12 protein-coding genes are annotated in these 13405 nt (G+C 48.0%); 6 read left to right on the top strand and 6 right to left on the bottom strand.

The genetic code is table 11. From position 1 onward, the window contains the following. Positions 1 to 220 precede the first annotated feature (220 nt). Positions 221 to 1012, bottom strand: coding sequence for a glucosamine-6-phosphate deaminase (gene nagB / locus H8Z83_RS09760; RefSeq protein ID WP_187014850.1), 792 nt, complete (start codon positions 1010 to 1012; stop codon positions 221 to 223). A gap of 447 nt (positions 1013 to 1459) precedes the next feature. Between nagB and H8Z83_RS09755 the strand changes: the two genes are divergently transcribed. From H8Z83_RS09755 to H8Z83_RS09745, 3 genes are all read left to right on the top strand, one after another. Further along, the gene (locus tag H8Z83_RS09755; protein ID WP_187014849.1) at positions 1460 to 1690 is read left to right on the top strand and encodes a hypothetical protein; all 231 of its coding nucleotides are present in this window, start codon (positions 1460 to 1462) and stop codon (positions 1688 to 1690) included. A 222-nt stretch (positions 1691 to 1912) separates the two neighbouring features. Beyond that, entirely contained in the window at positions 1913 to 2236 is a 324-nt protein-coding gene (locus tag H8Z83_RS09750; RefSeq protein WP_187014848.1) for a hypothetical protein, read from the top strand. A 430-nt stretch (positions 2237 to 2666) separates the two neighbouring features. Next, positions 2667 to 3377: a helix-turn-helix domain-containing protein gene (locus H8Z83_RS09745; RefSeq protein ID WP_187014847.1), complete on the top strand. Its 711-nt coding sequence runs from the start codon at positions 2667 to 2669 to the stop codon at positions 3375 to 3377. Between the two features lie 56 nt (positions 3378 to 3433). On the opposite strand, the gene H8Z83_RS09740 is transcribed toward H8Z83_RS09745, so the two are convergent. The 3 genes from H8Z83_RS09740 to H8Z83_RS09730 all read right to left on the bottom strand — a co-directional run bounded on the left by H8Z83_RS09740 (position 3434) and on the right by H8Z83_RS09730 (position 8485). Continuing rightward, complete coding sequence (locus H8Z83_RS09740) at positions 3434 to 5482, bottom strand: ATP-binding protein (protein WP_243184880.1); 2049 nt, start codon at positions 5480 to 5482, stop codon at positions 3434 to 3436. A 182-nt stretch (positions 5483 to 5664) separates the two neighbouring features. Beyond that, entirely contained in the window at positions 5665 to 7092 is a 1428-nt protein-coding gene (locus H8Z83_RS09735) for an ATP-binding protein (protein WP_366464062.1), read from the bottom strand. 550 nt (positions 7093 to 7642) lie between these two features. After that, on the bottom strand, positions 7643 to 8485 hold the full coding sequence (locus H8Z83_RS09730) for a Na+/H+ antiporter NhaC family protein (protein ID WP_187014846.1): 843 nt from the start codon (positions 8483 to 8485) through the stop codon (positions 7643 to 7645). A gap of 8 nt (positions 8486 to 8493) precedes the next feature. On the opposite strand from H8Z83_RS09730, the gene H8Z83_RS09725 reads away from it, so the two are divergent. Next, a complete protein-coding gene (locus H8Z83_RS09725; protein ID WP_366464060.1) occupies positions 8494 to 9021 on the top strand; it encodes an ATP-binding protein in 528 nt (175 codons plus the stop codon). A gap of 548 nt (positions 9022 to 9569) precedes the next feature. Then, positions 9570 to 11936 carry a hypothetical protein gene (locus H8Z83_RS09720; RefSeq protein ID WP_187014845.1) on the top strand — a complete coding sequence of 789 codons (2367 nt, stop codon included), beginning with the start codon at positions 9570 to 9572 and terminating at the stop codon, positions 11934 to 11936. A gap of 347 nt (positions 11937 to 12283) precedes the next feature. On the opposite strand, the gene H8Z83_RS09715 is transcribed toward H8Z83_RS09720, so the two are convergent. Both H8Z83_RS09715 and H8Z83_RS09710 read right to left on the bottom strand, forming a co-directional pair. Continuing rightward, positions 12284 to 12634: a helix-turn-helix transcriptional regulator gene (locus H8Z83_RS09715; RefSeq protein WP_187014844.1), complete on the bottom strand. Its 351-nt coding sequence runs from the start codon at positions 12632 to 12634 to the stop codon at positions 12284 to 12286. A gap of 27 nt (positions 12635 to 12661) precedes the next feature. Beyond that, complete coding sequence (locus tag H8Z83_RS09710; protein WP_187014843.1) at positions 12662 to 12964, bottom strand: hypothetical protein; 303 nt, start codon at positions 12962 to 12964, stop codon at positions 12662 to 12664. Here H8Z83_RS09710 and H8Z83_RS19880 point away from each other — a divergent pair. Further along, complete coding sequence (locus tag H8Z83_RS19880; RefSeq protein WP_366464097.1) at positions 12847 to 13377, top strand: InlB B-repeat-containing protein; 531 nt, start codon at positions 12847 to 12849, stop codon at positions 13375 to 13377. The two genes, H8Z83_RS09710 and H8Z83_RS19880, sit on opposite strands and share 118 nt — an antisense overlap. The last annotated feature ends 28 nt before the right edge of the window (positions 13378 to 13405 follow it).

Here is a 13405-nt window from a genome sequence, read left to right as displayed (position 1 = left end):
CTGACATCAAGTTTCATTTGGACTTGATTCCTCCTTTGATTTTTTGTTCTTGGTTGGCAGACCATCTTCATTTTATCAAAGGAGGATATTTTTTCTATGCATAGCTAAAGCTTTTTGGAACCACCGGCATTGCCGGTGGTTTTCTTTATACAAGAAACGGCAGAGGACATACGTCCTCTGCCGTTGTTTTTTAGCGGCGGCTGGCGGATACGGTCCGCCCTCAAAGCCGCTGATTCTTTTCGATGTCCAGAAAATACTTGTAGGTATCCACGGTCAGCTCGCCGCAGGCCGCCTCGTCGCAGGCGATGATGGCGCCGTTGTGCATCTGAAGGGTGGAGCAGGTCCACTTCTGGCTTACGCCGCCCTCCACCGTCGCCGCCAGCGCCCGGGCCTTATTGTGCCCGTTGATGAGGATCAAGACCTCTTTGGAATCCGTCACCGTGCCGACGCCTACAGACAGGGCCTGAGCGGGGACCTTTCCCGGATCGTTGCCGAAGAAGCGGCTGTTTACGATGCGGGTATCCGTTGTGAGATCCCGCACGCCGGTGCGGGAGGCGAGGCTGGTATACGGCTCATTGAACGCGATATGGCCGTCCACGCCGATGCCGCCCAGAAAGAGGTCGATGCCGCCGTAGGAGGCGATCTTTGCTTCATAGCGGGCGCACTCTCCCTCCGGATCGTCCGTCATGCCGTTGAGAATGTTGATGTTTTCCGGCTTCATGTCTGTGAGATGGTTGAAAAAGTTGTTGTGCATGAAGTACCAGTAGCTCTGGTCATGCTCCTGGGGCAGGCCCAGATACTCGTCCATATTGAACGTGACCACGTTGGCAAAGGACAGCTCCCCCGCCCGGTTCTGCCGGACAAGCTCCTGATAAACGCCGATGGGAGAAGAGCCGGTGGGCAGGCCGAGGACAAAGGGACGGTCCTCCCCGTGCGCCTTGATCCTGGCGGCGATATAGTCCGCCGCCCACTTGCACATCTTCCGGTAATCCTCCTGAATCACTACACGCATAGCGTCTCTCTTTCTGCGGCGGCTGCCGCGGCACGGCATGGGATCTCCTGTTCCGCTTCTTCCGAGAGAGAAGCAGACGGGCCGTGCGGTCTCGACTTTTATAGGTTAAATTCTATTATATACCTGAACGGGGAACTTTTCAAGGCCGCCGGACTTTTTCGACATGCTGAACAGGGTGGCAGCTTGACACCCTGTTTTTTTGCACCTTTGTTTGGCCATAAAAAATTTTTTCAAATTTTTCGAAAAATAAGTTCGCTTTCGGGCCTTGAATGTTGTAGTAGGGGGGTGAGAGGGTCACACGCCCTCCATGTACCTTGAAAACCAAATGAGCGTGACATTAAAGGCTCCGTTGATTCGCCGCAGACCATTGAGTTCTATTTCAACTTCATTGGCAAGTTCGAGGCACCGGCCACGGAGCAAGGGCCGACGCCGGAGGAGATTCTGCTGATGGAGAAACGGCAGAAAATTCGGGAGAAACGGCACGAGGCATATCTTCGCAGGAAGTCAACAGGCTGGCAGGCCACTTACTACTGGAAAAATAAGCGGGCACGGAAAGAAAAAATGGATGCAGCCAAGGAGGCCATACGTGCCGAGGATCAAGCAAAGGGCATCTATTATCACCCAAAACAAAGGAAGGAGCAAAAGGATGAAGAAGAACTTATCGCTATGGACGCATGATGAAAACGGACTGGATTACTGCCGTTTGTGGCAGTCAGAGCATTGACGATAGTAGACATTCTACGGTCATGCGTGAATGATTTCATTCAATCTTAACACAAGTACAATTCAATGCGATTTTGAGAACCGTCTGCCAGCTATGGTGGGCGGTTTTCACATACATAGGCAACGCAATTCCGTGGTGCCTAAAGTTTATTTTTGGATCATAAGGAGGACAAAAAGATGTTTAATGCAAGACAGCTGATGATTTTCTATTTCTACGGCACGTGCAATCAGAAGGCAACGATAATTCAGTTTCAGAAGCTGAAAGAGAAAGCAAAAACAGAAGAGCCGAAGAAGGACATTCAGGATCTGATCGATTTTGTTGCAGAATACAAAGATCCAGACAACTACAGGTGGTTTTTCTGGGAGTCATGGCTTGATATTGACATGCACCGTGCAGAAGGTGAGAACAGTTTCATAGATGCAATGAAAAGCCAGTTAGAGGATATGGCGATGGAGGCTATGATGGATTTGTCTTGTCTTGGCTATTGTCTTGGCTTGTAATAAGATTAAATATATGATACATTGCAGTATTGCATGATTTTCAACGGTTTTATAAATTGGAATCATATACCGTAAAGGAAATCGACCAATATCTCTGGCAATTAGGAAAGGCGAATTTTCCCAAGAAATACTGACGGTGCGTGTATGGCAAGCGTAAAAAGAGGGCAAAGCGCCTAAACGGGGGAGACGTTCACTTTGTCAAAACAACTGTCACCCCCCCTCCCTGGCTCGCCCTCCCCTTAATTGAACAAAAATATCATTTTGTTCAATTACTACCAATGAGGCCCAAGACGGCATCGGGGTTATTTTGACAAAGTGAGCTTCCCCTTTTAGGCCATTTTTTACGGCTTAGGGGTGAACTTCTCTTTGTCAATTTGATTGTGTCATGATAGGATAATCTTGGCCACATTCTGCGGAAAGCAGGTATCTTATGAGACTTGGATTATCCGAACGAGTTGCAATTGAAGCTGGTATCTATCGTAGAGATTCTCTAACTAAAATTGCTAAAGACACTGGTATAAGTAGAAAATCTCTTTCAAAAGAAATTCGGCAAAACAGAACCCTTGCCCCTGCCGCAAAATTCAATGGTAAGGATTGCAGATTCGCTGCAGAATGCACACGTCAATGCGTTTGCGGGGATTTCCTTTGCAGACAGGAATGTGTATTTTGCAGAAAAATCGATTGCAGAACGCTCTGCCCTGCCTATTCCCCACTCTCCTGTATGCGTATCCAATCTCCTCCATATGTTTGCAATGTCTGCCAGTTGCGGAGAGACTGTGTCTGTGATCGCGCCTACTATGTTGCCACACAGGCACATGCTGTTGCTATGAGGCGTTATTCAGAGTCTCGCAGTAAACCGCAAACACACGGGGATGAGTTGGCTGCTCTGGACAAGTTGGTGACTCCCCTGATCAAGAAAGGCCAGCCCTTGACTCACATTTATTCTACGCACAGAGACAAGATCCCGGTATCTGAACGGACATTGTATCGCTATATCGATGCCGGTATGCTCGGTGTTGGAAATCTGGATCTGCGCCGGAAAGTCTCTTATCGTCAAAGAAGAAAACAGAAAAAGGCCATTGATACGATTACAAACAAGAAATTCCGTGAAACCAGGACGTATGAAGACTTTTTAGCCTAGTTATTTTGACAAAGTGAACTTATCATTTTAGCTCTTTTTGTACCTCCTCCTGCTGTTCACCTTGTCAAAAATGTTGCTCCGCTTCGTGTGTCATGATATTTCATCATTGTTGGGACAAGAATACTCATATCAATCGGCTTAGCAACATGATCATTCATCCCAACAGAAAGAGCCTTGTTTGCATCTTCTGCAAAAGCATTGGCAGTCATCGCAATAATCGGAATCCCAGCTTTTTTAGGGTCCTTCATCTCTCTGATAGTTAATGTAGCATCATACCCATTCATAATCGGCATTTGAATATCCATAAGAACCATCTTGTAATAATCAGCATCCGCCTTCTCGATCATATCAATACATGACACACCATTGCTGGCCGTCTCAACTATGCACCCTTCTCCTGTCAATAATTCTGTGGCGATTTCTCTATTGATCTCATTATCTTCAACTAATAGAACGCGGACGCCGCTTAAACAATTCTTATCATGTAAAGCATTATTTTTCTTCACCAGGAAATCTTCTTCTGATGCTTTCCTGCAAGGTATAGTCACTGTAAAAGTTGATCCCTCACCCTGCTTGCTTTTTACTTCTATCGTACCATCCATGAGTTCCACAAGTTTTTTCGTAATACCCATGCCGATGCCACTCCCCTCAACATGACTGAGTGTAGTGTTGCTTTCTCTTTCAAAAGCTTCAAAAAGATGCTTCCGGAATTCTTCGGACATACCGATTCCATTATCCGTCACGGTAATCGCCAAATTGCACCAGTCCTCTTTTTCAGAAGATGTCTGTGCGATATGACAGGATATCGATCCTCCAGCATTGGTATACTTTATAGCGTTACTTATGATGTTGAGACAGATTTCAGATACATGCGGAGCATCCATATATACGTACGGATATAAAATCTGCTCTGTCATGGAAATCGTCTGATTTTTACTTTCTGCCTGCTGTTGGAACATGGTGATACAGTTTTCAAAATTCTCGCGGACATTTGAAACCGTGTATTCCATTTCAGTCTTGTTATTCTCAATTCTTGCGAGGTTCAGAACATTATTGAGCAGTGACAGAAGCTCTCCTCCGCAGACCTGTATTTTTTCAAGGTATCTGCTCAGTTTCTCTGTATCGTTTACATGTCTGGTCGCCAGATTTGCATAACCAATGATTGCATTCATAGGAGTCCTGATGTCATGAGACATATTGAACAGAAATGACGATTTTGCTTTATTTGCACTTTCTGCCTTTAGTTTAGCTTCACGTAATTCTTTCTCCTGTCTTAATTCCCGCAGTTTTTCGTCTGTCACATCTCGATTTGCAAAAAGCACGGATGCAACATTTCCATCAGCATCATAGGTCTGTGGAACGATCATTGAAAGAAACCATGTCCCATCCTTCTTCATGAATTCATCAGACATTGACTCTTTATTACGAAGCCGCGCAGCCATGGTCTTGATATCAAAAAAATACATATACTTCTGCACGAAAGGCTCTGCAATCACCTCTTTAATAATCTCAAACTGAGGATACCAGTCTCCACTATTTTCCTCGATACCCATAGCTGATGCCCTTGACCTTTTGACGAGTTCGATTTTCTCTGTTTTCAAGTTCAGACTTGATACATGGTAATAGGCAGTGCCTAATGCAAGAAGCGCCTGCCGGTTCTCCTTCACCTGCTTTCCCAATGAAAGAGGGAATTCTTCACCATCCATTTGTTCCTGATCTGGAACTGATTGATGCAGATGCTGAACTACCCATTTATCTCCTGTCCATTTATAGATAATTGTAAATCTTGTATTCATTTTAAAGCAGACCGATCCATCTTCAAATAGACCTGCAAAATCTACCATTCCATGTACAAGAACATACTTGTCATCAAGCTGCTCTTCTTTCTGACATAAATTTCTTATATCGATTTTGATTTTGCCTCTTCGTTTTACATCAAATTTAAACGAATCCAGAAACTCATGCAGATTCCTGTAAACCTCATGTTCTCCTGTTCCAATCAGACTAATATTTTCATCAAAATATTTTTCGATATCTAAACCATTTACTGATTCAGCGTTAATATATATTTTCAAAAGTTGCTCTGTGAGTTTTTTTGAAATCATCCATATGGTTCCCTCTCACCTGAAAATATTAAAGGCCTTTTAGGTTTCTATTTAATTTCTTCACTTTCAATAATTCATATAGGGTATTTGTATAACGCAATTATACCGGACATACGGCAAAATAGCAACATATCAGTACGCTCCGCAGGAGGTCAGTCAATTTGGGGGTGTTCCTCCCGTCATCACACAGCATAGTACCGCTGCTTCCGGCTTTTGGGGGATTCCGGGAGCGTCATGGCCAGCTGCCCAGATCGCAGCAGCGGCTGGACATAGTGGCTCATGGCGTAGAACACCGTTTTGATCCCGAGATAATTTGCGATCTCTTGCCGGGAACGGGGCGTTTTGCAGAACGCCAGCAGATCCGGTTCGTCTGCCTGCTCACCGTGCTCCGCGGCAGCCTCTGCCGCAGTCTGATTATACAGGATAACAACGAACTCATTGCGGCGATTTTCAAATACCGGCTCCGGCAGTCCATAGTCCGCCATGGCCCGGCGAATGGTGGGAATTCCGGAGTACCGGTTTTCCGCGCCGGTCAGCTCTTCAGCCATGACGGCCAGCGCGGGGTTGCGAAGATCCGGTCTGGCAACGCCCAACTGCTCCACCGTCATGCGGCCATACAAACTGCCGGGGCTATGGATCTCCAGCCGGTCGGCAAAAAAGTCGATCTGCACAGGCGTTCCCTCTGTATAGATGCTGTAATCCCGGTGAATGACCGCATTCAAAACGGCCTCGCGGATGGCATTGATCGGATATTCCGTCCGATCCTTCCGCGTGCCTGTGACCGGATCAATGATCGTGCGGACCTTCATATTCCGGCGGCAGAAGGCGACGGCATCCTCCACCATCCTGTCAATGGTGCCTTCGATGCGCTTGTTGTCGGTAAAGCGGGCAGAATCGGTATCCGTATCGCCGATCTGCGTTCCCGGAACAACGATCGCGGTAATACCGAGCTGGGGGAAATAACCCTGCGGATAGAGACAGAAATTCATGACGGCAGCCAAGGTCACTTCCCCATCGCGGGTGATATTCAGCATTTCCAGCGTCTGCTCTCTGGTAAGCTGCGCAAAGCCCGGACGGTCCGCCCGGCGCTGGAGGATATACTGCTCCAGCTTATCCTCATCCAGCATGGAGAGCGCGGCCCGCTCCACCGGGCGCTCATCATCATGCAAATGGCGGCGGAACGCCTCGTAGCTGTACAGCTCATAATCCGTCATGGGCAGGTCGGCGTCACCGACCCGAATGTAGGAGCCCTTGCTGCGGCCCGCTCCCCGATAGTAGCAGGGTCGCTCGGACAGATCGATGGCAGGGATCTCCGCCGCGCAGATCCACCGGCCGTCCACTTCCGCCACCGTAAATACCGCCCGCACCGGCGGCTCCATCTGGTTGCATTGCTCCGTCACTTTTTTCTGAAGCTCCTGCAAGTCATAAACGCCGACCACCTGAAAACCGGCCTTTTCGCCGATGCCGAACAGCAGTACGCCGCCGCTGTCCTGATTGGAGAAGCTGGACAGCGTATCATACAGCCGCTTGGGACAGTCGGTATGAGCGGCCTTGCATTCCAGCGTTTGCGTTTCTGCCCGCTGTTCGCAGACCGTTTTCACTAATTCCACCAATTCATCCGATAAAATAGGAAACACCTCCATCCATTAACCTAAGAGTATCACATCGATTTAGCTAAACACTTTGCTTATTAGCCGGTTTAGCTAAACATCCATGTTTGTTAAACTAAGAATACCACATCAATTTAGCTAAATCAATCGAATCTTGCAAAATCACGAAATTGTTATACCTGCCTGAGCCTTGTAAGATTCTCACCTAAAAAAGGCAGACGGGATGCCAGATAAATGCCCTCCCCTACTCGATCTCTGTTTCTCCCCGCCCGGAGGAGCCGTCCCATATCCGCAGCCGATACACCGCCCGGATCGCCGGCACAGCTTCCCGTTCTTACATGCAGCTTTTGCGATCCGCGCGTCACGTTCCCATACTTACGAGGTCTTGATCTCGTTTTCTTAAACATTTTATTATAGCATGCAATCACAGATGCCCTCCGGCCGCCCGGCCTTGTCTCGCGTGAAAAAAGCAGCTGCCACAAAAATAAGCCTTTTCGCTTACTTGTGGCAGCTGCTTTGTTCTTTGTGCGGTCTTATCTCAATGAATTTATCAGGACGCTTCCATCAATGTGCTGAGCTGGTAGACTTTCTGGCTGGACTTTTCGCCGGTCTTCCAGAAGAATTTGCCGGTAAAGCCATATACAATAGCCAGTACAGGGCACAGCCAGCAGAACATGGCAAAGGGCAGATACGACATGGTGGAGACCCCCAGGGTGCCCGCCATATAGGCGCCGCACAGAGACCACGGAACCAGAGGACTGATGATCGTGCCGGAGTCCTCCAAGGTGCGGGAGAGGGTCTGGGGCAGGAGGTTTTTCTTCTTGAACTCGCCGATATACATTCTGCCGCCCACCACAATCGCCAAGGTCTGAGATGCCGTTGCCATCAGCAGCAGCGTGCACGTCAGGACGACAGCGGTAACAAGCCCGCCGGTAGACTTCACCAGAGGGTCCATTTTGGATAGCAGAGCCTCCAGCAAGCCGGTCTTTTCCATGATGGAGCCGTACAGCATACCGAGGATGCCCAGAGCCGCCGTCCACAGCATACTTTGCAGCCCGCCTCTGTTCACCAGCCGGTTGAACTCGGGCAGCGCGGTGTCAATAGAGAAGCCGCTATCCAGAATATTCAAAATGCCGGAGAGCGTCTGCCCCTGAACGAGCATCGCCAACACCACAGCCCCCAGAGTGGAGACCATCAGCGTGGGAATGGAGGGACACTTGCAGACCGCCATGATAATGACCACCACGGCGGGCAGAAGCAGCAGGATATTCATGTGGAAGTTTTCCTGAATCGCCGCCGTCATCATGGTCACCATCTCAGAGTCCACGGAGCTGGCATCATACTGCAAGCCCAGCAGCCCATAGACGATCAGCGTGATGATATGCAGATACACAGGCCAGCGTGGAGAATATCGAGTATATTGCCGAACGGCATCTGGACCGGGAGCAGATCCTCCGCTTGGCATCCTGTTCGTACATTCAGGAAGCACGAAATGTGATCATCCTGGGCGCTACCGGTGCTGGAAAGACATTCCTGGCCTGTTCCCTGGGTGTGGCGGCCAACCGGAACTTCTACGCCGCTCGGTATCTCCGGCTGCCGGATCTTCTGGTGGAGATCGCTGTAGCCCAGAGGGATGGGACCTATCGGGAATATATGAAGCAGCTGAAAAAGGTGAAGCTGCTCATTCTGGACGAGTGGCTGCTGTACCCGCTGAAGGAGGCAGAAGCCCGGGATGTACTGGAGCTGGTGGAAGCTCGGAACAAGGTGGCGTCCACCATCTTCTGCTCCCAGTATGACACCAGTGAGTGGCATGAAAATCTGTATGATCCAACTCTGGCGGACGCGATCTGCGACCGGATCATCTACAACGCGTACACGGTTCAGATCGAGGGCGAGTCAATGCGCAAGCGCATGGGTATGACAGAGTAATTTCCCCGGCGGCCGGGTGCACCATTTGGGCGGTGTCCGTGGACCGACGTGGTGGTGCATGCACCACGGCCTCGGTGTAGGACCAGCGGAAAGGGTGTCCGTTTTCAGCGGTCAGGGTGTCGGACGGTTAACGGTCAAGGTATAGTTTTCGGCCGGCATATTCATCAAAGGGCTCCCTCCCTGCCGTCAGGTTGAACAGCAGCTTGTCGCTTTACGCATTTTTCGCCCGGAAAGCAAAAACAGGTATTCTGGCCAACGGTTCTCTCTCCCCTGGCATCATGTCAGATGACATGATGCCGGTTTTTTTATGAGCGCAATCGCGTCTGACGTCCTTTAGCAGGCGTGGCATGACGAAATTTGATACGTAGCTGAAAAGAGCCTCCGTTCCAACAGAGTCAGCCATTTTCGATTCCCTTTATCGGGCAGGTTGATGTCTTGAGCCGTTAGGTGACAAATGGTATAATTAAACAAAGCTCTGTGAGGAATGGATTGTACGTATAGAATCAGGCCGCCGATTAAACCCGCAGCGGCCTCAAGGAGGCAATAGAATGAAGTCTGTAAGTGTAAGAAAGAAATGTGATCTTGCTTATTGCGTTTTTGTAGGTTTAGCTTTTATAACGGTAATTATCTGGCAAATATTTCACCTGCCATTACCACCATGGTTGCTCACAGATCTGCCACTTACCGACAGTTCATTTGTGATCCTACAGATACAGGTAACAATAGCCGTTTTACCTTTGGCTATTATTGCACTCATTACAGGTATGTCCAAGGATACTCTATACGGCGTTCCAGTCCTTAAATATGTACTGCGACTGAGGCCTGTTTTTCTGACTTATAACTCCATCGCCATTCTGCAAATGTTCATGATTATAATTGCCTTTGTCAGCACAAGTTATCAATGGTACAACCTTTTGGAATTAACCTTTTTTGTAACATTGTTTAATTCATTGATATTGATGACAGACTGCTTTTCGCTGCTCTCAGATTACCAGTTCTATAGGTCGGAAATTCGGTCTTACTTAGTAAGTACCCCCACCCAAGAAAAATTCTCAGCAGTTGTAAACGATATCATAAAATCCGCAAGTACTGCCAGCATAGACGATTTAAAAGAAAAGCTCTCTGCCATGAATGAAATGCTCTTGTCGGTTAGCAGTGATACGGATCAAACAGCTTTTAATTCCGAGTATATCAAATGCGCAAATAAACTTTTTGCCGCCAAAGGCAGTGATTTAATCTTGGGTATGGTGGATGCATTGCAGGATGCATATCACAACTTTAATGAAAAGGCAAATGCATTCCCGATATTCCATGCAGTCTGCTTTGAATTCTATAACGGACTCAAATATTTGAATTTAGCAGACGCCCATAAGCGTGGAGTCCTCGATGACCTTAGATATGAACTATTTCGTAATCCTGCTTACAACAACGCTGCAGATCTGCGTTCATTTACGACTCAGATATATCGGTTTGCTGTTGTAGAAAATATTTACCCGCTAAATACAGCCTCCATTAAAGACCGCTTCGTAACTGGGATGTATGACTGGTTTTCTCCTTTTCAAGATTTTTCACTTCTCGAGCGGTATGACCGTCTCAACTTTTTTAAGGCATTGGTTGATAATAGGAATAAAACCATTCTGGACGAAAAGGTTTATAATATCGCTGATATACGTCCTGCTACCGATTTGATCGACAAGCTTTTTATCATTCTATATTCCTATTACATCGCATCCTGCGAGCCTTTGGCGGACAAAGAGCTGGTTCATTTCTGCCGTGATTATATACGAAACAACCAAACTCGTTTCCAACAAGTCATCGAGTCTTGCGTATTTTCTAACATTTCAAACGATGACATCAAACTATCGTATGACCTGATGCAATTTTGGGAAGTAACAAAACCAAACTGCGTAAAAACCTTGGTGTTTGATTCTGTAACAAACGATTTTTGGATTTTTTCTTTCATGGCAGTTAACCCTTCAGTAGAGTTCCTATCTGGCGCTTTGCGAAGTTTTGCTGTCGGAAAAGAATTCAAGCTATACAGCCAGTACTTTGCTGATGGCACTGCATCCACACAAACAGAGCAAAAATATTACAATTTCTGTAACTTATTTGGCTTTGGCTTTAATAAAATTGCAGTGAATTCGCTTAGGTCTGTTCTGTCAGAAACGTATAAACAGTATTCCATCCATGAAGCCATTCAAGAGCACGACCTTCTAATGAATAATGGTGATTTTCTTTCTAAGTGGACTCAGGTAGTGAAGGATTATTGCGGGCTTCTTTCGGGTCGTTTTTCTGATAAGCCTGCAAACGTGACATCTAACCCTACCGTCTTGGTTAACCGCTACGAGTTTTGCTTTGAACTCTCCCGCAAAGAAAATAAACGTCTAAAGAATACGATTGAAGCATCTATTCTGACGTTTATCTGTGGGGTAATACAGTCTCACTTGAAAATAGAAAATGTCAAATTTGGGGAACCGCTATCTCCCATAATCAACGTACTCAATGATAGTGCCAGCCATCCGGTCGATACAGTTATCGGCAGCAAAAACTGCTTTTCCTATCGAGAGCGCAATGAAGAACAACAGATACTTGAAAAATTTGGTGATGATCTTCTTTCCCGTTCCATGTCAGGAGGAATTTTCTTTGTGTCTCGCTCTGGATTTTTTGCTGATTTTAGCAATATCAAAGTTCACCTGCTGAAACCAACTCGAGAAGATATTTTAGCAGAAAAAAAGCCAAACGAAAATGGCACATATTCTCATGTCATTACCAATAATTTGGAAGGAAACTTTACCGAGGATGAATTGGTAACCTTTCTCCAAAACCGGCTTGTTAACTTAAAAATCACATGTGATTTCACATGTGGGTTTTCATCTGAGCAAATAGGTTATGGTATCATTCTACAGTTCCCGTAGGATTGATCCGCTCTTGTAAGTACACTCAATCCCCATCCCCTACTGTTTTCTTCCAGATGTCAATGATATCTTGTTGTGAGATTTCAGGACTGTCCGAGCAAATTTTGGAAACTTGGTTTCTTTCTGCTACGTGCCGTCTTATGAGAACCAAGGCGGCACCACTCCCGACCTTCATGTGGGAAAATCGGCAAGAAAGCGTTCTGAACGATTTAGGGAACTCTCACATCAGAAATAGGTGCAAAATTTCCTACAAATTGATTCACTTTTAGAAGATTTTCCTTGTCCCTTTCCTCCTCCCCTCCAGAAAACAGCACAGGCTGCGCCTTCCGGCGCAGCCTGTCTCTTTTTTATAGTTTCTCCTGCTGCTCTATCCGCATGAGTGCCACACAGAGCTGCAGCTGGCGTACCTTGTGGATGCCGGTCTTTTCATAGACCCTCTTGCGGTATGTATCGACAGTGCTGGTGGCGCAGCCGGCCCGCTCCGCGCATTGGCGGGTGCTCAGACCGCTGACAAGCGCCTCGCAGATCTCCAACTCCTTGGCGCTCAGCTTGGCATAGCCCTTCAGGAAGTTTTCATAGTCAGCCGGATCAAGCTCCTTCTTTCCCAGGTGGGCCAGACAGTGGATCTCCGTAAGGGAATCGTCCAGCTGCCCCTGCATGCCCTCCACCTGCTCCTGAAGGCCCAGCTTTTCGCCCAAAAGTTGCTCGGCACGGTCCTGTGCATCCTACCGTTCTACCTTCAGGACGGTCACAGCCTCCTCGTGGGATCGGAACTTCTCGGAGATGGGCAGCAGTTCTTCAAAGACGGGCTTTCTCCGTTCGCCGCCCGCAGCGGTGACATGGACAAGATCCTCCAGAATGGGTCTGAAATAGCGGCGGGTATAGAGCAGGCAGCAGCCCACGGCAAAAAATACCAGCAGCATCAGCACGGCGGCGATCTCCGCCACGCTTTTCAGCACGATGCGGTCATAGGTGCTTTTCGGGATCAGCACCGTCAGGGCATGGGGCGTCTCGTCCCCGTCAGCCACCGTACTCCGTCACCACGGATAAGACCGAAAACGGCTCCATCACCGTTTCTCCCAAGAACGCCCGCAGCGGCGACACCGTGACCGTCACCGTGAAGCCCGACAAGGGCTATGAGCTGGATACCATCAAGGTTCTGGATCAGAAGGGCGGCAAGGTGAAGCTCACCGAAAAGAACGGCAAGTACACCTTCACCATGCCCGACAGCAAGGTCACCGTCACCGCTGAGTTTGCGGAAATCAAGGCTGCCTCCACCTTCGCGGACGTTCCCGCCGACGCATACTATGCCAAGGCAGTGGAATGGGCTGTGAAGAAGGGCATCACCAACGGCAAGGCCAACGGTCTGTTCGGCTCCGGCGATCCCTGCACCCGTGCGCAGATCGTCACCTTCCTCTATCGCGCCTATCAGGGCAAGTAAAACACCGGGGCTGGCGGCTCACATGACC

The organism is Dysosmobacter segnis (assembly GCF_014297285.1).
In the GTDB taxonomy this organism is placed as follows: Bacteria; Bacillota; Clostridia; order Oscillospirales; family Oscillospiraceae; genus Oscillibacter; species Oscillibacter segnis.
The sequence above is the reverse complement of the archived record's forward strand: the minus strand, read 5'-3'. Positions and strand labels throughout refer to the sequence as shown.

Excerpts from the sequence above, each read along its gene's own strand:
- nagB (WP_187014850.1), bottom strand. The coding sequence starts at position 1,012 with ATGCGTGTAGTGATTCAGGAGGATTACCGGAAGATGTGCAAGTGGGCG.
- H8Z83_RS09755 (WP_187014849.1), top strand. The coding sequence starts at position 1,460 with ATGGAGAAACGGCAGAAAATTCGGGAGAAACGGCACGAGGCATATCTT.
- H8Z83_RS09750 (WP_187014848.1), top strand. The coding sequence starts at position 1,913 with ATGTTTAATGCAAGACAGCTGATGATTTTCTATTTCTACGGCACGTGC.
- H8Z83_RS09745 (WP_187014847.1), top strand. The coding sequence starts at position 2,667 with ATGAGACTTGGATTATCCGAACGAGTTGCAATTGAAGCTGGTATCTAT.
- H8Z83_RS09740 (WP_243184880.1), bottom strand. The coding sequence starts at position 5,482 with ATGATTTCAAAAAAACTCACAGAGCAACTTTTGAAAATATATATTAAC.
- H8Z83_RS09720 (WP_187014845.1), top strand. The coding sequence starts at position 9,570 with ATGAAGTCTGTAAGTGTAAGAAAGAAATGTGATCTTGCTTATTGCGTT.